The organism is Vibrio sp. LaRot3 (assembly GCF_027587025.1).
In the GTDB taxonomy this organism is placed as follows: Bacteria; Pseudomonadota; Gammaproteobacteria; order Enterobacterales; family Vibrionaceae; genus Vibrio.
The window spans coordinates 48,146-66,837 of sequence record NZ_JAPPTI010000003.1 but is presented as its reverse complement, the minus strand read 5'-3'; the positions used below and the strand labels follow the sequence as shown (position 1 = coordinate 66,837).

Sequence of the window (18,692 nt, the reverse complement as noted above, 5' to 3'; positions counted from 1 at the left end):
TGTTCTAAATGTACCAATGCCTTGCCATCACAGCAAGGCATTGTCTTATAAAGATGGAGTGAAACCCGCAATTTCTAACAGTTTCCTTACGTAGCGCAGGTTTTTGACAATTTTATTGGTCCGATAAATTAGTTCCCAACTAAGTTAGGTTCCGCCCTAAAGATCACTTTATCGTTGCCACGGAAAATTCCAAACGTTGCAACTGTGGATGGATCTTCGTCCCCTTGACCTCGCCAGTTGTATTGCAACCAAGGCTGATTAAGCCCTGAAGCGCCGCAATCAACATCTGTTATTAATCGCTGCGGTGAGGTATGTTCAACGGGCGTTGTCGCGGTATCATCAAGCATGATCCAAAAACGGGCTTGCTCACGCTCATTTGAGCTATTTGGCGTCGCTTGCAAGCCTTGATAAAGGCCTGAGGAAACACTTTGCACTGAAGATACACCCGATAGCGCACTGTCAGAGCCTGAGTCTTCATCATCTTGCCAAAGTATCTGTTTACACACGTGACTCGCATTCGATGAGAGTTTTGAAAGATCATCGTCATCATTAACGATAAAGGCTGAACCATCCCAATATTCCACTCTTAAAGGCACATTAAGAGTATGCTCAGATGTGCCTCCAGAGCTTCCCATTACCATACGGCCATAGCGCACCGTTGGCTGAGTTGGGAAGGCTTGCTCCAATAATACAGACGAATCAGAGAACGAGACTGGATCGCTTCCGCTGATGGTAAAACCAAAATCAGTCGTCGTTGTGCCACTACCATAGTTAAATGGGCCGTTTGGCATGGTGAACATGACTTTTTTGCCACTCACAGTCTCTGTTTTGACTAAAGAGCGGGTCACCTGCGCGTCTAAATCATTCAAAATCCAGTATGAATCAATACCTGTCGCAGGTTCAGGAGCTGACCATTTAATAGCCGACAAGTCAGCGGAGAAACGAAGCTCATTGTTCACAACAGAGTCACCTTTAGCGGCAAATAATGCCTGTAGTTCTGGGGCAAACAAGTGGTAGTTGTGCAAAACAGACGTACTATCAAATGCATACGCACCAACCATTATTTGAGTTAAGAAAAACTCTTGCCCCATGTACGCAATGTATTCCTGCTGAGACTCTCCTTGGAAAGACGATGCAGTAATGGAAAAACGGCTAGGGTAAAAGCGGCCAATCTCTCGTTGACCAATATCGATGCCACCCAGTATGCCCGCATAAAAACTAGTATCGTTTCCACTCGCAGCAAAGTTAAAACTGCCCACCTCTGTTACCGAGATATCACTAAGTGGAATGGATGACGTTCCCGCATAATTGTTTTGCGCGCCAGCGTAACTTAACGAACCATCTTTGCCGCCATCCGAACTAAGAGGAGTAGCCACACTGTGCGAAAGCACGACTTTAGAATTGTACGTTGGATCGTTTTTAAAGAAATTATCCGTCACTGGCAATTTGCAAAACTCATCCGCTTTTGCTTTTTGCGTTAAGCGGTAGCTATCCAATGAAGAACTATAGATTACAGGTTTTACGGTTAAATCAAACTCCTTACCAGCTTGTAAGAAAGCATCGCCTCCACTCGCATCGCCTCCTGAATTGCTCGCGTAGTCACATATCGCAAATGTCCAAGGCCGAGCTTTGAACTTTAATTCACCTTTAATGGTCTGTGTTTGACCTGATGGGCAATCTTGAACATTAGCCCCAAAATCATCACAAGATATAGTATCAATTAATTCGCCAGTATATTGGCCTGCATCATTAAACTGAACCGAAGCGAGCACACTACCATTTGCCCAATTATTACCATTGGCAAGGAAGGTCAGATCCCCTTGGCTATCAGACCAAGCTCCGGGATTGAAGGTCTTGTTCACCAAGTTGGCTTGAGTCAGTGTTTTGCTATAGTTGCCTGTTAATTTAGTACCATCTGAAGAACAAGCTAAAGTATTTATGATAATACCTTCGCTTTTTCCTGCAATGAGCTGTTTTTCGTCACCACCATTAACGTCAAACTTTAATGGTACAAATACTACATCGCTCGTGTCTTTAATCGATGAATCAGCAACAACGTGAGCCTCTACCGCAACGGCCTCGTAGTTATGATTACTCTTTGTGCCTAAATTAAATTCAAAGCGACCGTTAGTTTGATCAAACCCAACATAAGTAAATGAGAGAGCACCGGAAACTTTCGAGCTTAGAGAAACTCTATCGTCGCCAACATCTGTGATTTTTTGGCCATCTTTATCAAACACTTCCACATAGACTTTCTTAGTATCTTCACACGTTAAATGGAAATTGTTGGGCACAATGTTAATTGAAGCAATTTTGGGTTTAAGAGGTTCAAAACAGTTCAGCTTATTGCTCGCTTGAATAGTATTATTACGACCACTCAATGCAATAGAGTGAGCGGTTACACCACCGACTATATTGTTATTCTCTGCTGAAAAGTTAAACCCGTTATCATCGCTTTCTGCAAGATGATCTACGTACACGTAACCATTGATAGTAATATTATCTGCATCATTCTTAGGATAGAAATGCGAATATTTTCCGTGACCTAGAATCAACAAATCTTCACTTGGGCGTTTATTTGAGCCAGCATTGATCTTCACACCTGATTTTTCGAAATGTATATATTTGTAATGTATTTCTGTAGGACCAAGGATTTCTAAGGCTACATTCTCTTCGGCAAACTTAAGAGTTTTGAAATAATACACCCCACCTTCCAATGTTAAAGTTTTGTCTTCTTTAACCGTCACATCTTTATACGTTCCAGGTTTTAATCGACAGTTATACTCTTTTCCGTCTTCACAGGATTTGTCAGATCCTTCACTGGTAGGCGCCCAAACTAATGTTGGAGGAAAATTCTCAACAGGTAAATCTGTGGTAGTTTTACAGTCACCATACGTTCCATCAGGAAAACGGCAGTCCTGAGTCCCCGTTTGAGCAATTAAGAAAAATTCATCTTTAAAATCTGACACTTGAACATAGTTTCCACTTCCCGGAGAAACTTGCAGAGCACCATGAGGAATCACAGAATCAGGATCATTGGGATCTATTTGGTAAACATTGTTAGTTTGTACTGTATTTGGCACATAAGGACAGATATCTAATGAAAATACTGGCGGATCGACAGGCTCAACAGGATTACTATCACATCTTAAATTATGTAACTCATCTCGATCGTCATCATTCTCTATTAGGGCTTGAGCTTTCTTTGTACCAATATTAATCACTTGAGAAGAACGTGACTGCTCTACCCACTTACCACTTTGTTTTAAGTAATAAGTAAATTCTCCAATGTAACTTTGAGATTGGTGGCTGTTGTATGCGAAATCAATGCGAATCTCAGCATGCTTATCATCATCGATACGAGGGTCATAGAAGATGGCATCTTTTTCATCGTCATCATTTGACCAAAGTTTAATTGGCTTCTTACTATCACGAGTCGTGATATAAAGGACTTCCTCTTCAAAATCATCATCATCGTCGTCATCGGCATCTTGCGTTGACAAAGAACCGACTTCACCATAATCAACAAATATGGAAAAATCTTTATTCAGTTTGACATTACAAGTACGAATTTCGTCATCATCTGCCCAACTAGAAAAACTAACGAGAGACAGAACCAGCATCCATAATATCTGTTTCATTCTATAGACTCCCTAACCCAGATCTCTTCTGAGCGTTCGACCAAACTTTTTTCACTGCCACAGCTCACTTTTGCTGTGAGTTTGAAATAATTCATCTCAGCAAGCGTCCCCACTGGCTCACAGCTCGCTCGCACTAGCTTGCAATTAGCCACTGAGTGGAAGTTATTTGCACTATCGACAACGGTATCAATCGCCATCGTATTGGAACAATTTGCTGCAATCGCACTACTTGGACTATTCAATGGATAAACAATTGTCAGCGCTTCTTCATTAACGGCTTGAGCGAGCATCCACGCTTGCGTGCCGAGTAACTCTTTCACATGAGCATCGGTATTGGAGAACTCAATTCGAGTTAGCGTCGTAGCGAGAAAGCCCATCACTACGAGGACAAAAATCACCACAACATATAAGCTGCCTAATTGTCGATTTCGATTATGGGACATTCAGCACCTGTACATCTTGTTGGAAATGAGTCAACTCATCGTTCTGACTGAACTGCAAGTCAGCATGAACGACACCATTGTATTGCACGTTTGCTGGCTGATAACTGATGGCACCACTAACACTCACCCAAGCGGCATCAGTCAACGGAGCCATATCCGCTGACACGGCAGTGTTACCTTCACCACGCACAACTCGGTTATCGGTACTGACACAATAGGTAATTTGGCGATTACCATCGGTAATATAATGGCGGTTAACCACTGAACCACCGACCAAATTGTTCGCCTGATTAGGCAACACAAAGGTTGATCCAACTGCGCCTGAAATCGTCAATGTGTCAACGCTGGTTGGAGTGAGAGCAAAACTGTTGTTCAGCACTGATAAATTCTGATTGTCATTTAACTGTTCAGTTGGGTTAATCAGTAATGTTAATCCATCCAACGAACTTACTGACGCACTTAGGTTACCAACGATAAATTGAATATCTGCACCTGAAACACTGTAGAACCCCGACTCGACAATCGGGTAAAAAGAAATACAACGCTGGTTAGTACCATAATCAACAAACACATTTGGTACCGCGTGACGAACCTCTCGCGTCAACTTTTCCATCACAAACTTGGCTTGAGTTTGTAAACGTTGGCGATCCACTGTGGTCGCATAGCCCTGAGTACCCAACTCAACAAAACCTGCAATACCCAACACCAAAATACCGCCGACAATGATGGTCAGCACCATTTCAATTAAAGTGAAACCACGTTGCTTCATTAGTAGTTTCCTCTATAGGCAGTTAAGGTGAATGGCGGTTGGCTACCGGCAGTAATGGTCATATCGATTCGTTTCAGCATTTTTGCATTGGAGTTACTGCACGGTGCGAGGTTATCTGGCGTACAACTTCCGAAGTAAACCACATCCACTGTCATATCAAAGTTATGATAACTGCTCTCTTTTCCAGAGTCGGTCAAAAGCAAGTTTAAATCCTTGCATGCTCCAAGCGGTGTTGAAGTCGTCCAACAGCCAATATAGTCATCCACATCATCGTATTGACTTGGCGTCTCCGTACCATCAGGCCCAAGAGGAGTAGAGGTAAATCCACTGCATGATATTGAATCACAGCGACTATCACCGCCGAGCTGGTTATTCTGCTCATCAAAGTTGCGCGACAAAATTTGCCCCATCACACTTTGTCCTAGCGCCGAAGCGCGAGATTGATAATGAGGATCGGCAGAGCGTGTAATTTGCGGAGAAAGAAAGTAGACAATCGTCAGCATTGCGATACCCATCACCACAATAACGATAATACTTTCAATTAAGGTAAAACCATGTGGGCGTTTTATCATAAGCACCCCGAGCTAGAGATAAGGCCATTGGGACAAATCGTAACAGACGTTGAACTTGCACCGGTTTTATCACTTATCGTAATTTCAAGCGCAGAGGTAATGTTCGGATTACCTAACAAATCAAATTGTACTTGAGATAGTGCCGATGAGAACACGACATTATCATCACTGACCCAATTGCTCGACATGTCAGAGCGTTCAGAGCACGCCAATGTAGAACCTATGCAATCGGCGCTGATTTCAAGCGTCAGCTCATTGAGAGCAGCTGTTACATCAGAGTTGGATTGCATTCGAGTCAACTGAACCTGCCTAATAACAGAAATGGCATTTTCTTGAATTGCAAACGCAGAGAAGCTACCGACGCCGATATAGCGGCTCGCAGCATATACAGAAACGATGGCCAACAAAATGATCACGACAATCAGTTCGACCAATGTGAAACCTTGGGATTTTTGGAAAGTCATTCTACCTTCGCCAGATGAAAGTAAACTTTAGCAGTATACCGTAATATTTATGCAAAAGGTTTGAATAGTAGGGATTTTTGAGACGGGGTAGAAAAAAGGCCAGCTTAGCTGGCCTTTTAAAATGATTATTGAGAGCTATCACAGATGTTGCCAGTATTATCGACAACTGAGACTCTCGCTGGGTTGTTAGCATCTGCCTGCGTGTATTGAACACAAGATGTTGTGTAAGCAGGAATACCAAATGTAATTGCTTTTGGAGTAGAGTTTGCAACGTCTTCGATAAACACAAAATCACCGCCGCTTTCTAGACCTTGAACGATAGCTGAAATAGCTGAAGATGTAGCTTCAGGGTAACCATAAACAGTATTAATATTGCCACTACCAACACCTGAGCTAACAGCTACTGGTCCAGCATTTGACTCTTCACCAGCAATAGCTGCTTTACCATAAATCATCGATGAAGCACCTTGAACTGCACCAGCTAAACCTTCAAGAGTAGCATTACGAGCATCATCTTGTAGGTTAAGGAAACGTGGTGCTGCAGTTACTGCAAGAATACCCAGAATAACAATTACCACCACTAGTTCGATCAGGGTGAAACCGCCTTGTCTTTTCATAGTATCAATCTCTCTATGTTTAATATTATCGCAGTTTTACTGCAAGGTTACGGTCACACGACCGGTTTTGAGTTCATACTCAAACTGATGCTGAGTGCCACCTTCTTGCTGAATGTAAATGCAAGAATCTGAGCTAACATCCGCTTGAGCGGTATATTTGACGTTTTTGTCATTTTTTGCGTTGTCAACAGTATCAACTTTTGGTGGATTCTGAAGCAAGTTCTCCATCAAAGAAACACAGCTTTCATGCGTTAAGTCACTCGGAAAACCAACATTTCCTTGTTTCAGCGCATAAGGGTAACCATCACGAAAACCCGTAGAGTTTCCGTTCGCGCTTTCAGAACGAGTCAACCAAAAGTCCACTCCGTCGTAATTGACGAAGTTATAACGTTCATTATCTATTGTCTCTGATGGGCGAGCTTCTGCCTCCCACTGAGCTCTTGCGGAAAGAACGCCAGTTGCGAAACCACCCGCAACGCCTTCAATACTGGCTTTTTTTGCTTCATCAGTCACATCAAGAAAGCGCGGCAAAGCGGCAACCGCCAATAAACCGACCACGACAATCACTACCACAAGTTCAACTAATGAGAAACCAGCTTGTTTATTATTCATAATTCTTCAACCCGCTTTTTAGTACAACGTATTATACGCGTCTAATACAATATTACTAGCCGACTTGCGTCAAAAAACATAACCTGACGAAAAGCTGACGCCAACCGAGAATTTATCCTGCTTTAGTTCCATACTTAAAGCATGCCCTCTACTATAAAAGTACTCACAACGATAATCAGAGCCCTCTGAGTTATTTGTGATTTTTTCCGGTAAAGATTCAAAAACACGCTTTTCTTGATAAAGCACGTCTAACCAAAACTCACAATCAACTTGTTGCGCATTATTGATCGGTTTAACCCAACCTGAATGGGTATAAACGATCTGCTTGCCTTCTATAGTTAATGCTTCTGGCTGTTTCGCAAGTAGCCATTGCTGTTTAAAATAACTCGCACGATCAACAAGCCGCTTGCTTACAAGTGCCAAAGCTGTATCGCTCGCCTCTTGCTCAATATCTTTCCAGAACAGCATAAAGGCGAGGACCAATACCAAAACAACTAATAACCAAATTGTCCAGCGAGAACGTTCTAAATTGCTCGCCATGCGCTAGCCCTTAATCGCGTCCAACATGCCCCACATAGGTAAGAAGATACCTAGCGCTAAGATAAGAACCATACCAGCAACAATCACTAGCAATATTGGCTCAATTCGGGCTGTTAATGTCTTAAGGTCATAATCCACTTCTCGATCATAAAAGTCTGCGACTTCGAGCAACAACTCATCAATTCGACCCGTTTCTTCACCGACCGAAATCATCTGAATAACCAAAGAGGTGAAGATACCGCTATTAATCGCGGTACTTGATATGGTGCCGCCGGCTTCAATTGACGACTTCATCTCCAATAAGCGCGCTTCTAAGAACTTGTTATCCAAAGCTTCAGCCGATAGAGCAAGTGATTGGTTTAACGGCACGCCTGCTTTTAGCATCAGCGCGAAAGTGCGAGCAAAGCGCGCCATTTGCGCTCGATTCACCACACTCCCCACAACAGGCATACGCAAACGAAACTTATCCCATTTTTCCCGTCCTTGTGCGGTTTGTCGCCAAGCGCGAAAAGCAAACAAAGCACCGATTATCAAGGCCAACATTAAGCCCCAGTAATTGACGAAAAAGTTCGATGTCGCCATCAAGATACGTGTAGGTAAAGGAAGCTCGACACCAAAACGAGCAAACATACTGGAAAATTGCGGTATTACTTTAACGTTCAAAATGAACAAGGCTATCACAATGAAACTGATCACAAACGTTGGGTAACGCATCGCCGTTTTAATACGTTTACGGGTTTCAAGCTCTTGTTCGTAATAGTTAGCAAGCTGCAGTAAGGCTTCATCTAAACGACCGGTGTTTTCACCCACACTCAACATAGAGACAAACAGCGGGCTAAATACTTTAGGGTGCAACTGCATAGCGGCCGATAAGCTGCGACCATTGGTCAGCTCATTCGTGACATCTTCCAGTGCTTCTTTGAGTTGTTTGTTGGCGCAATTTTGCGTTAAGCCTTTCATTGAGCGTAATAAAGGCACGCCCGCTTTGGTCAAGCTGAACATTTGACGACAGAAAATCACCAAGACTTCTAACGGTACGGCTGGAGTAAACAAGCTTTTTAAATCAACATTTAATGCTGAGCCGCTACTCCCTTCTTTAATTTCTAACGGAATAACGCCTTTAGCCATCAAAGATTCAGCCGCAAGCTCAGCGGTGGCAGCCTCAACCTGACCCGTCACTTTGCTACCGTCTAGGTTACGTCCTTGATAGTTAAATACCGACATAATTGACCTTACAAGTAAATAGCTTGAACACTGCCTGACGAATCACCTTCGCCAAGATTCATCACTTCGTCGAAACTCACTACATTTTGTAACGCCAACTCCATTGCAGACGCCAATAGAGGCTTGTAGTTTGGTGAAGTGCGAGCCACTTTGGCAAAACCTACGGCATCATTCGCACGCAGGGCATCCATCATATCTTGCTCAAGCTCGAGGATTTCAAACACACCAATACGACCACGATAACCCGTCAGATTACAGTTCTGACAGCCCTTGCCGCGAACAAACTTGGCATTCACTTGATTTGGAAAACGTTGTTGTAGCCACTGTTTACCGCTTTCATCAGGCTCATGTTCAACTTTACAATCAGGGCAGACTTTTCTGACCAAGCGCTGCGCGACCACAGCACGCACTGCACTTGCCACCAGATAACCTGGTGCGCCCATGTCCATCATCCGCAATGCACTATCGACTGCATCATTGGTGTGCAAAGTACTTAGCACCAAGTGACCAGTTAGTGCAGCTCGAAGGCCAATTTCAACCGTTTCTTGGTCACGCATCTCACCGACAAGGATAATATCCGGGTCTTGACGCAAGAAAGTTCTCAGCACCGTAGAGAAATCTAAGTCGATTTTCGGGTTAACTTGAACTTGGTTTACGCGTGGTAAGCGATATTCCACAGGATCTTCTGCCGTGATGATTTTTTTACCCGGCTCGTTTAATTCAGAAAGTGCGCCATAAAGCGTTGTCGTTTTACCTGAACCAGTCGGGCCGGTAACCAAGATCATGCCATGAGGTCGGCGCAATTGATGGCGAAGCCTTTCTAGTAAGTCGGTTGGTAAGCCTGACTCTTCTAGCTTACGAACCCCTGCAGACTGGTTAAGCAAACGCATTACTACTGACTCACCGTGTTGCACGGGCATAGTCGACATACGAATATCGACCGCTTGGCCTTTAGCTTTGATCTGGAATCGACCATCTTGCGGCAAACGCTTTTCAGAGATATCTAAATTCGCCATCAGCTTTAAGCGCAATACCAACGCCGGCGCGATATTCACTTCATTCAGCAAGGTTTCATGCAAAATGCCATCAATACGTTGACGTAAACGCAACACGTTAGAATCTGGTTCGATATGGATATCCGATGCGCCCACTTGAATCGCATCTTCAAACAATGAGTTAATCAGCTTAACAACGGTTACTTCATCGCTGTCAGCATCTTCAATGCTAAAATCAAACGCTTCGGTGACCTGATGTTCTGCTTGGAGCTGCTCCGCAAAGTTAGCGATATCTTTAGTACGGCGATAGTAACGGTCAAAGCCTTCAACTAATTGCTTCTCAGGTGCAATAACAAATTCGATACCATATTGAGGTAGCTGAGAAAGTAGTGACTCTTGAGCAAACAAATCCGCAGGATCGCTCATTGCTACACGCAACGTATCGAGATTGCGACCGATAACCAATGCACGCAAACGACGAGCGTGAACTTCTGGCAGTAGCTGAACCGCTTCAACATCAACATTGGCACGGCTTAAGTCAATCAAAGGTAAATCAAGCTGCTGAGATAAGAAGGTCAGCATCTGAGTTTCAGACAAGAAACCTAAATCAATCAGAGTGGCACCAAGTTTACGGCCTGTGGACTTTTGTGCTGCTAGAGCTTGTTCAACTTGCTGCTCGGTAATAATGCCTTCTTCGACTAACAAGTCACCAAGACGTTTACGTAATTTAATTTGCACTTGGCTGTTCCTCTAAACGCTGAATTAACGCAAGGCGATCGCGAATAAACTGTTGGGATTGATTGGATAGACCAACCTTGGTAAGGGCCTGCTGATAGGCTTGAATAGCCTTAGGGATATCAAGATTGCGCTCAAGCTGAATCGCTAATCCCATCCACCACCGGCCACTATCAGGTTCTAACTGAACGAGCTGCTGGTAACTGTCGAACGCGAGTTGATCTTGATTATTCTTTTGAGCTAACGCGGCGCGTAGCGATAGATAATCAACATTTGGATTAGCCGGTAAATAAACTAATGGACTCAATGCCGCAGCTTGCTGCTTTTCTTTGAGCAATAGTTTCGCTAAAGCAATACGCAAACCCTGATCTTCTTTTGCCAGAGAGATGCCCTTTTGCAGTAACTCCGCTGCTTTTCTTGCTTCGCCTTTACCGTAATAAAGCGCTGCTAGCTTTTGACGTACAGCGCTATCTCGAGGAGTGTATCGCAACGCATCACTGTACTGAGCAGTTGCTTCAGCAAGATTGTTACTGTCTAACGCTTTCTTAGCACGCTCCTGCGCTTTGTCCGCTAACTGAGCCGGCGTAAGCTCAACTTGTTCAATGACAACTTGAGGAACATTTTTATCTGCTAGTTCAGGTACCGCTTCAGCCATTTCTACTGTCTGTGGTGCTACCGTAGGTTTCTTCGCTGGAATCGGAGCTTGTTGGATGGTTGTTTCCTTCACGTCCTGCAAAGGCTGTTCAACCACCTTGGTTTGCGTTTTAGCAACATCGACTTGCGCAATTGCAATTGGTTTTGCTTCGTTCACTTCCAATGCAATTTCACTTTTGGGCGCTTGGTAGATAGCATCAACCGCATTGGTCTTTTTCGCGGTTGGCGAAACAAAGGCTTCATCGCTTTGCTGTACGCGAGGGCTTGAATCAACTACGACTTGTTGCGTTGGTTGCTGCAAAGAAATAGCCCAACCACCAACAGCTAGGCTGAGCGTAAAGCCGCCAATTACCCACGGTAAAACCGATCGCTGTTTAACGGTCTTAACATCCGCCTTCTCAATACTATTTTTGGCACTGTTAGATTTCGATAATTCCGATAGCGCGTTATTAATCGCACTCATGTTCTAACTCCAACCCCACATAACAGGGAATCTAAATTTGGGTTTATTGGCATCAAACGTATCTTGAATTGCCGAAAATATTTGTTGGCTTGTCACCAAGTTACAGCCTTGGCTGCAGCTCAATACTAAACTTTTATGGCATATCTGATTGATTAAACGGGGTATACCACCACTTGCTCGCCACACCGCTTTTTTCAAAGCGAAAGGAATCACTTCACTATAACCGCCCGCCTTCTCTAATCGCGTCGTAATATAGGCGACCGTTTCATCAATAGAGAGAGGTCGAAGCTTAGCGCTAAAGGTGATTCGCTGCCTGAACTGACGTAAATGATACAGCTCTAATCGTTCATCCAATTCCGGTTGACCAAACAACACGATTTGCAGCAATTTTCGTTGTTCTGTTTCTAAGTTGCCGAATAAACGCAACACTTCTAGTGCATCGTCGGTTAACGCCTGAGCCTCATCAACCAATACCACCACTTGCTTATTTTTCTTCGCCAGCGCAATCAGCTTGGCTTGAATATCATCAACAATCGAGCGCGAGTTTTTTATCTTAACGCCCAACTCGCTAGCGACCGCTTGTCGCAGCTCTTCACCACTTAAGGCGGAATTGGGAAGATAGACCAGCTGAACATGAGGTTCGAAATGGTTCACCAACATACGACACACCATGGTTTTTCCGGTACCCACTTCACCCGTCACCTTAATCACTCCCTCGCCCATATCCAACGCAGCATTCACCGTTTGAATGGCCTCATAATGAGGTTCTAACCCCAAAAACAACTCTGTGTTTGGGGTTAGATGAAAGGGAAGTTGACTAAAACCAAAGTGCTCTAAGTACATGGCTTATTGCTGCTGTTCTGGGAACCACTCTTGCAGTATGTCTCGCGAGCGCTCTAGCTCTTTCTGCCAAGTATTAACACCTACAACTGTTGGTTTCAGCAAGATAACTAGTTCGGTTTTTTCAGTCAGCTTAGTGGTATTGCGGAATAAGTGGCCCAGAGCTGGAACGTCACCCAAAAATGGCACTTTTGACACTTGGTCAATGGTGTTTGACTTCATCAAACCACCAATCACAACCACATCACCATCTTGTGCACGAATCACAGAGTCTGATTCACGAATAGAACTGCGGGCTAAAGGTAGAGTGATACTTGAACCACCAAAACCAATCTCTTTAACTTGCTCATCAACATCAATCACAGCAGGGTGGACATGCAGCAACACATTACCTTGGTCATCAATTTGAGGCGTTACGTCTAAAGAAATACCAGAGAAGAATGGCGTCAGCTCCACTTCTGGTGAAGGCTCTGAGTTATCGCTCGTACCAACCACGCTAGATAAATCGGTCACGTAGTACTCATCCGTACCAACTTTGATCACGGCTTTTTGGTTATTTGATGCAGTGACGCGAGGACTTGAAAGTACATTCAAATCACCTTGCGTGGCCATAAAGCTCAATACCGCATCAAAACTGCCACTTGAGATGACGATATTACTCTGACCACCAAGTAGGCTACCGATAGTATCTAAGCCCGGAAGAACGCTTGGAAGAATATTGCCGTTAGTATCTTTAACGATGGAACCTGAACCAAATGAGTAATCAGTGCCGTTAGAAGTGAAACCTTTCGACCAATTAATACCTTGTTGGTAACCATCACTCAACGTCACTTCCAGGATTTTAGCTTCCAAAATAACTTGGCGATGCATACGTTGCTGAGAAACTCCTAAGAACTCGCGCACTTGACGAATTTCATCAGGGTAAGCACGTACGGTTAACACACTCGCTTGAGGAGTGACGACAACACTTTGCCCTTTGCCTGAACCAATCAACTGGCTTACCGCCACTTCAAGTTGTGGCCAGAAATCACTTTCACTTGTAGTTTCAATTTCAGTGCCGCCTTTGGCAGTGCTAGTCGAACTACTAGAAGATGAAGAGTCTGAATCTGACGTAGAAGATGAGCCACTATCGGTATTGGTGATAGTACCGGTCGTGATTGACGTTAATGAACGACCTGAACGTTTGAACTGCAAGTAATCCACTGGAATCGTTACGGTTCGTAAACCCGCAGGGTACACCTGAATCACTTTGCCAGACTTTTGCACGTCATAGCCATACATATCGCTGACAACAGAAAGCACTTCATCCAATGTCACGTCGGATAGGTTAACCGTGATTTGGCCACTCACGTCAGGATGGATCGCCGCACTAAATTCAGTGCCTTTCACCAAGCTAGCAAAGAACGCTCGAGCATCCACATTGTTTGCTTGAACACGGAAACGCTTCATGGTTTCAACCGCGACAGGATTTGTACCATCAAGGTCGGGCATAAGATCCGCTTCAACAGAAGCAGGTAGCTCTTGCAATGCACGGCTATTCGATTCATTGATCGCTTCATTCAATGTGCTTTTCGCTTCAACCGGGTCTCTATGCCCCATGGTACTTGAACAGCCTATTAACGAAGCGATTGTGATTGCTACAACGAGTTTACGCATACGATTCCAATAACCTTATTGTTTTACTTCTAAAGGAAACATTTCCAGTTTCCATTGCTTACCGCCACGAGCCACTGTGACGTAGCCTGATTGAATACTATTTAGCTGATAGCCATTAATCTTTTCGCCAGCCGAGAGGGCTTTGCCATTCAAAATGGCGTAACACTCAGACTGCTCACCACATACGATGCTTTGCAAAGTAGGGACTTTATGGCGTACCACTCTTTTCACTGGTTTACTTTCCGGCGCTTTTTGCCAGCCTAGTGGCGCAGTCGGATCTTGCTGGGCAAACGCTGCGCAAGAAAAACCTAATAATGAGATCAATAACTTATTAGCCACCGATGAACTCCTGTCTGGTTCCAAGGGTATACACTTCAAGGATCAAGGTTGCCGTTGGGTATTTGTCTACTTGATAGCTGAAGCTACGCCAGTAGTAGTTCATCGGCAGTGACTCTAACGTTTCTAAGTATTTTAGAATCGCAAAATACTTACCTTCCAACTCAATACGCACAGGATGGACGTAATAACCCGCATATTGCTGATCCGCATTTTGATTGCCAACAATCGGCTCTGCCTTCAAAGACTCTAGTGAGACTAACTGCAACCCAGAAGTCCCCGCCAGGACTTGCTCTAACAACTCAGCCATTTGACTTGGAGAAATCAAGTTTTCAATAATTTTGGCTAACTGTTCTGACAATACTTGGCTATCTTTCAATAACCTTTTGTACTCTATATTGATGGCTTGATCTGGGTCTTTTTTCAGTTTTGCGGTAATGGCTAAAATTTCGCCTTCCAAACGTTGGTTCGCAAGCTTCGTTGCCACCACTTGTTTCTTTAGCGCTTGATTCGATTTAAATGCCGGCTCGACCACCAGCAAATAGAGACCAAGCGAGATAATCACCACGCAACACAAGCTAATCAGCACTTTCTCGCGCTGACTCAACTTGGCAAACTTCTCGTTCAAATTACTCCAAAATGTACCCATTACTTCTTATCCTCTTTGGTGTGCAACTCAAAGGTGAGTACATCTTGTTCATTTCGCCCTATCTTTAACTTTTCAAATGAGCGCCCAACAAGGTTGAGCTCATTCTTAAATTGATTCACCCAATTAGGGATTGACTGAGGTTCACGGGCTAAACCTTTTAAATCCAACACATCAGAACTCATCTTGATGTAGTTTAAAGAGATATCATTGCGCCCTAACTTAGCTAGACCTTTCATTACACCGGAATAACCGACGTTTTGCTCATCATCAAAGCGAGATACCGCCAGCAATGAATCCTGTTTAGCGCGAATCTCTTCTTTCAATCGTTCAACTGCTGCCACTTTTTGTGCTGACGGCTTATGTTTAGCCAGCTTTTGGTTGAGCTGCTGTACCTGTTGTTTTAACTGATTTTCTTGGTTTATTTGGCTAGATAGTTCCGCATTAAGGCCAATTTGTTGCCAAGTAAAATAGCCATAGCTGCCAAGTAAAACCACTGTGATTAAGGCACAAATTGCAGCAACTGCATTGAGCGTAAATCGCTCTACTTTCGGCTTTAAGTGAGCAGGATATAAATTGATGCCCGAATCACAAATATCGGCCACATATTGGGTAAGAAGCTCACCAGACTCCAACGGTAGATCCGTTAGACGAGAAACTTTTACACTTAGGCGATCATCTAGCTCTCGCGCCAAATCATCGTTACTTTCTTCATCACAGCACACCTTCATATGATGCAAAGTTGCGCCACGAAGTTGTGAGGAGAGGTAATCGACCGAGCGTTGCAGTTCGAGCGCGATACCGTCTAGCTGCAAACCGCTACTAGCGACACCGACAAGCGGAGCCGTTACGCCACGAATGGTACGTTGGAACACACAACGATTATCAATGAAAGCACTGACTTTATACTGGCTATTTTTACTGCGCTGCAGTAACACAAAACGCTCGGCGTCTGTAGCCGCTAACCCCCAAACGTCATCTTCAACCAGTACATGGCCTAAACTTAACTTGGCTTTTTCTAATCGTTGAACCAAGCCTAATACCAAGGATTTTGGTACTACGTAGACTTGCAATTTATTGCTATTTGGAAGTGCCGTTGCATCAGCAATGATGTCGGTGATTTTCTCAGAGATAAGGTCTTTGAGAAGAAAAGGCAGCGTCTGGCCGAGTTCTTCTTCCGGCACATTCGGCTTATCAATTTGATACGTTTGATAAAGGTTAGAGTTAAGAACCACATCAACCGTAAGATCATTCGCGTTGGCTTTGGTGAGTGTCTCCACCAGAATATTCTGCCAATCACCGCTCTCAATCGACACACGCTTTGGTAACTCTACGCCATCCAATGGCGAAAAATATAAGGCGTACGGCTGAACAACCACTCTTAGGCAGTTAGTTGAACGCGTACCAGAACCAAACTTTCCTATTAAAGATTTAATATTCATCTACTACTTAACTTTTTCGCCAACGATTACGTCGCCCAACCTTAACTTTTGATTGAGTCTGTACATCCTGAGTCGCCTGTTGAACAGGGAGCAACTGCTGCTCTTGCTGGAAATACCTGCCTTGAACGCCATTTACGCCAAGATCCAGCATGGTTTTGTACTCTTGCTTTTGGTCCACACCAACCGCGATAACTTTGGTTTTCAACCCTTTACACGCACCAAGAAGACTGCGCACAAACAATTGATTTTCATGTCTTTTATCGATTTGCTTAACCAAACTTCGGTGCAGCTTGAGATAATCAATCGGCAAATCTTTCAAGTAATGAGTACTGACAATCGAACGGCCAGCTTGACCCACCACTACTTTACACCCTAAACCGGTAATCATCTTGATCACTGGTCGCATATAATCGAGGTGCTTCACTAATCTAGCTTCAGCAAATTCAAACATTAACTGCTGACGTTGATCCATTGGCAGCTGTAATAACTCGTCTCTAAACCACCGAAAGTACTTTCTATCTGCAAATGGAGTCACATGAAGGTTTACAGAATAACATAAACTATTTTTTGACGCTTTCAAAAATTTGGCGACAGCACAAAAAACTGAGCGATCTAAAAGACTTTCATAACCCACTGACTCAATTGCAGGGTTAAAACGTGATGCCTTAATTAAACCTTTCTCGGGATCATTTATTCGTACAAACAACTCATGATGGTGAAGCCTTTCCTCTTGATGCGAGCCAAGTAAAAAGCACGGCTGCTCAAATATATACAGCTTTTCTGGCTTGAGAACTTTGTCAAACAGGGTACGCCAACGCACGCTGCCCCTTTCTTGCTCTTGTGTTGCCAGTTTTTGAAAGCGATTCCAAGTATTGACCTGTTGAAGCTGCGCGCTTTTCAATGCCGTTTCAGCCTCATCCATAATTTTGCCTTGCCGTTCACCTTCATGGAACATACTAATGCCAATATGGCACCAATTATCTCTATCTAACGGCTGAGGGGGCGATACTTTTGCCAACTGTTTAAGGCAATTAATCGCAATACTTGATGTTTCTTTACTGCTTAAGTGAGGGGCAAATATCGCGAAGTCAGAATTGTAGTAACGCGACAAAATAACGTCGGGGTAACGCTGAATTACATTACTAATACTTTCACCCACTTCGACCACAAAATCATTCGCAACTTGCTTACCTGATTCTTCTTTGATGTGTTGCCAATCGTCAATTCTCAGTAACAGCACACCACCATGTGAACCACTCTCGGACAATGCGGCTTCCAACTTGCTATCAAACAGCACGCGATTTGCCGCTCCAGTCAATTGGTCAAGGAAAGTTTGCGTGCGAATAAAGGTGTCAAAACGGCTGCGCTCTTGACGGGCATCTTGCAACTCTTCTATCAAGCGATCCAAGGCTTCACTTGCGGTATAGGGCCACTCTCGCTCATCACCTTTGGCAAACTCTTCGACACGACCAGCCAGTATCATCCGGCCTCGCTCTTCTAACAGTTCCGAACCATGCAATTGCCCTTTAAGCCATTTAACGCCACGCACCAAACAAAACACAATGAGTAGTACCGCTAACGTGATAGACCACAATGCCTGCATTGAGTAGCCGTAACCAAGGTAAGGAGGAATGGCTTTAAAGCGAATGGAGTAACCGCTATTTCGTTCAAGTGAATATTCAGCTTGGTGTAAAAAAGCAGGATCGACTCGAGAAGAGGTATCCTTAAAGCGATAAATCACCCCAACCTCTGAAGAGAGCTGCATCTCAACGATATTAGATGCTTGCAACATTTTCGGCATCCAGCGCTGAAGAGAATAAGCTGCATCAGGATCTTCCATCTCTTTATCGACGACTTCAACAATGCCTTTTAAGGAATGTTGCAAGTACTCTTGGCCTAAACTTTTAAACGATAAGGTACCACCAAGAAATAGAATAAACATGGCGCTGGTAACAATGACCGTAACAAAAGCAACAAGGCGAGTACTAAGCTTTAAGGTAGGCGTATACCTCATAGATGGTGAATTCCCTTCTCAGTGAGATG

Annotated in this window: 17 protein-coding genes; all 17 read right to left on the bottom strand. The window is 43.9% G+C overall.

All coding sequences use genetic code 11. From position 1 onward, the window contains the following. Window positions 1-128 precede the first annotated feature (128 nt). Window positions 129-3,641: a DUF6701 domain-containing protein gene (locus OH461_RS09270; protein ID WP_270020354.1), complete on the bottom strand. Its 3,513-nt coding sequence runs from the start codon at window positions 3,639-3,641 to the stop codon at window positions 129-131. Then, window positions 3,638-4,084, bottom strand: a complete 447-nt coding sequence (locus OH461_RS09265; RefSeq protein ID WP_270020353.1) for an MSHA biogenesis protein MshP — start codon at window positions 4,082-4,084, stop codon at window positions 3,638-3,640. The genes OH461_RS09270 and OH461_RS09265 overlap by 4 nt, the downstream gene beginning before the upstream one ends. Next, the gene (locus OH461_RS09260; protein WP_270020352.1) at window positions 4,074-4,853 is read right to left on the bottom strand and encodes a PilW family protein; all 780 of its coding nucleotides are present in this window, start codon (window positions 4,851-4,853) and stop codon (window positions 4,074-4,076) included. Before OH461_RS09260 ends, OH461_RS09265 begins: the two co-directional genes overlap by 11 nt. Continuing rightward, window positions 4,853-5,425: a type II secretion system protein gene (locus OH461_RS09255; RefSeq protein WP_333482221.1), complete on the bottom strand. Its 573-nt coding sequence runs from the start codon at window positions 5,423-5,425 to the stop codon at window positions 4,853-4,855. Before OH461_RS09255 ends, OH461_RS09260 begins: the two co-directional genes overlap by 1 nt. Continuing rightward, on the bottom strand, window positions 5,422-5,889 hold the full coding sequence (locus OH461_RS09250) for a type II secretion system protein (protein ID WP_270020351.1): 468 nt from the start codon (window positions 5,887-5,889) through the stop codon (window positions 5,422-5,424). The genes OH461_RS09255 and OH461_RS09250 overlap by 4 nt, the downstream gene beginning before the upstream one ends. A gap of 125 nt (window positions 5,890-6,014) precedes the next feature. Beyond that, window positions 6,015-6,506 carry a type II secretion system protein gene (locus OH461_RS09245; protein ID WP_270020350.1) on the bottom strand — a complete coding sequence of 164 codons (492 nt, stop codon included), beginning with the start codon at window positions 6,504-6,506 and terminating at the stop codon, window positions 6,015-6,017. 36 nt (window positions 6,507-6,542) lie between these two features. Beyond that, entirely contained in the window at window positions 6,543-7,118 is a 576-nt protein-coding gene (locus tag OH461_RS09240) for a prepilin-type N-terminal cleavage/methylation domain-containing protein (RefSeq protein WP_270020349.1), read from the bottom strand. 69 nt (window positions 7,119-7,187) lie between these two features. Beyond that, window positions 7,188-7,586, bottom strand: coding sequence for an MSHA biogenesis protein MshF (locus OH461_RS09235; protein ID WP_270020348.1), 399 nt, complete (start codon window positions 7,584-7,586; stop codon window positions 7,188-7,190). Window positions 7,587-7,661: 75 nt separating this feature from the next. After that, complete coding sequence (locus OH461_RS09230; protein WP_270020347.1) at window positions 7,662-8,882, bottom strand: type II secretion system F family protein; 1,221 nt, start codon at window positions 8,880-8,882, stop codon at window positions 7,662-7,664. 8 nt (window positions 8,883-8,890) lie between these two features. Continuing rightward, a complete protein-coding gene (locus tag OH461_RS09225) occupies window positions 8,891-10,615 on the bottom strand; it encodes a GspE/PulE family protein (protein WP_270020346.1) in 1,725 nt (574 codons plus the stop codon). Beyond that, window positions 10,605-11,729 (bottom strand): tetratricopeptide repeat protein, encoded by a 1,125-nt coding sequence (locus OH461_RS09220; protein WP_270020345.1) that lies wholly within the window; start codon window positions 11,727-11,729, stop codon window positions 10,605-10,607. The genes OH461_RS09225 and OH461_RS09220 overlap by 11 nt, the downstream gene beginning before the upstream one ends. A gap of 3 nt (window positions 11,730-11,732) precedes the next feature. Continuing rightward, entirely contained in the window at window positions 11,733-12,572 is an 840-nt protein-coding gene (locus OH461_RS09215; RefSeq protein ID WP_270020344.1) for an ExeA family protein, read from the bottom strand. Window positions 12,573-12,575: 3 nt separating this feature from the next. Then, the gene (gene mshL, locus OH461_RS09210) at window positions 12,576-14,225 is read right to left on the bottom strand and encodes a pilus (MSHA type) biogenesis protein MshL (protein ID WP_270020343.1); all 1,650 of its coding nucleotides are present in this window, start codon (window positions 14,223-14,225) and stop codon (window positions 12,576-12,578) included. A gap of 15 nt (window positions 14,226-14,240) precedes the next feature. Then, on the bottom strand, window positions 14,241-14,564 hold the full coding sequence (locus tag OH461_RS09205) for an MSHA biogenesis protein MshK (RefSeq protein WP_270020342.1): 324 nt from the start codon (window positions 14,562-14,564) through the stop codon (window positions 14,241-14,243). Beyond that, window positions 14,557-15,210 (bottom strand): MSHA biogenesis protein MshJ, encoded by a 654-nt coding sequence (locus tag OH461_RS09200; protein WP_270020341.1) that lies wholly within the window; start codon window positions 15,208-15,210, stop codon window positions 14,557-14,559. Before OH461_RS09200 ends, OH461_RS09205 begins: the two co-directional genes overlap by 8 nt. Then, window positions 15,210-16,649, bottom strand: a complete 1,440-nt coding sequence (locus OH461_RS09195; protein WP_270020340.1) for an MSHA biogenesis protein MshI — start codon at window positions 16,647-16,649, stop codon at window positions 15,210-15,212. The genes OH461_RS09200 and OH461_RS09195 overlap by 1 nt, the downstream gene beginning before the upstream one ends. Window positions 16,650-16,656: 7 nt before the next feature. Further along, window positions 16,657-18,663, bottom strand: a complete 2,007-nt coding sequence (gene csrD / locus OH461_RS09190) for an RNase E specificity factor CsrD (protein ID WP_270020339.1) — start codon at window positions 18,661-18,663, stop codon at window positions 16,657-16,659. Window positions 18,664-18,692: the final 29 nt, after the last annotated feature.

What these genes read in the sequence shown, in the direction of transcription:
- OH461_RS09230 (WP_270020347.1), bottom strand. Translation starts at nt 8,882, where the DNA reads ATGTCGGTATTTAACTATCAAGGACGTAACCTAGACGGTAGCAAAGTG.
- OH461_RS09240 (WP_270020349.1), bottom strand. Translation starts at nt 7,118, where the DNA reads ATGAATAATAAACAAGCTGGTTTCTCATTAGTTGAACTTGTGGTAGTG.
- OH461_RS09200 (WP_270020341.1), bottom strand. Translation starts at nt 15,210, where the DNA reads ATGGGTACATTTTGGAGTAATTTGAACGAGAAGTTTGCCAAGTTGAGT.
- OH461_RS09250 (WP_270020351.1), bottom strand. Translation starts at nt 5,889, where the DNA reads ATGACTTTCCAAAAATCCCAAGGTTTCACATTGGTCGAACTGATTGTC.
- OH461_RS09270 (WP_270020354.1), bottom strand. Translation starts at nt 3,641, where the DNA reads ATGAAACAGATATTATGGATGCTGGTTCTGTCTCTCGTTAGTTTTTCT.
- OH461_RS09245 (WP_270020350.1), bottom strand. Translation starts at nt 6,506, where the DNA reads ATGAAAAGACAAGGCGGTTTCACCCTGATCGAACTAGTGGTGGTAATT.
- OH461_RS09220 (WP_270020345.1), bottom strand. Translation starts at nt 11,729, where the DNA reads ATGAGTGCGATTAATAACGCGCTATCGGAATTATCGAAATCTAACAGT.
- OH461_RS09255 (WP_333482221.1), bottom strand. Translation starts at nt 5,425, where the DNA reads ATGATAAAACGCCCACATGGTTTTACCTTAATTGAAAGTATTATCGTT.
- csrD (WP_270020339.1), bottom strand. Translation starts at nt 18,663, where the DNA reads ATGAGGTATACGCCTACCTTAAAGCTTAGTACTCGCCTTGTTGCTTTT.
- OH461_RS09235 (WP_270020348.1), bottom strand. Translation starts at nt 7,586, where the DNA reads ATGCTGTTCTGGAAAGATATTGAGCAAGAGGCGAGCGATACAGCTTTG.
- mshL (WP_270020343.1), bottom strand. Translation starts at nt 14,225, where the DNA reads ATGCGTAAACTCGTTGTAGCAATCACAATCGCTTCGTTAATAGGCTGT.
- OH461_RS09195 (WP_270020340.1), bottom strand. Translation starts at nt 16,649, where the DNA reads ATGAATATTAAATCTTTAATAGGAAAGTTTGGTTCTGGTACGCGTTCA.
- OH461_RS09260 (WP_270020352.1), bottom strand. Translation starts at nt 4,853, where the DNA reads ATGAAGCAACGTGGTTTCACTTTAATTGAAATGGTGCTGACCATCATT.
- OH461_RS09215 (WP_270020344.1), bottom strand. Translation starts at nt 12,572, where the DNA reads ATGTACTTAGAGCACTTTGGTTTTAGTCAACTTCCCTTTCATCTAACC.
- OH461_RS09265 (WP_270020353.1), bottom strand. Translation starts at nt 4,084, where the DNA reads ATGTCCCATAATCGAAATCGACAATTAGGCAGCTTATATGTTGTGGTG.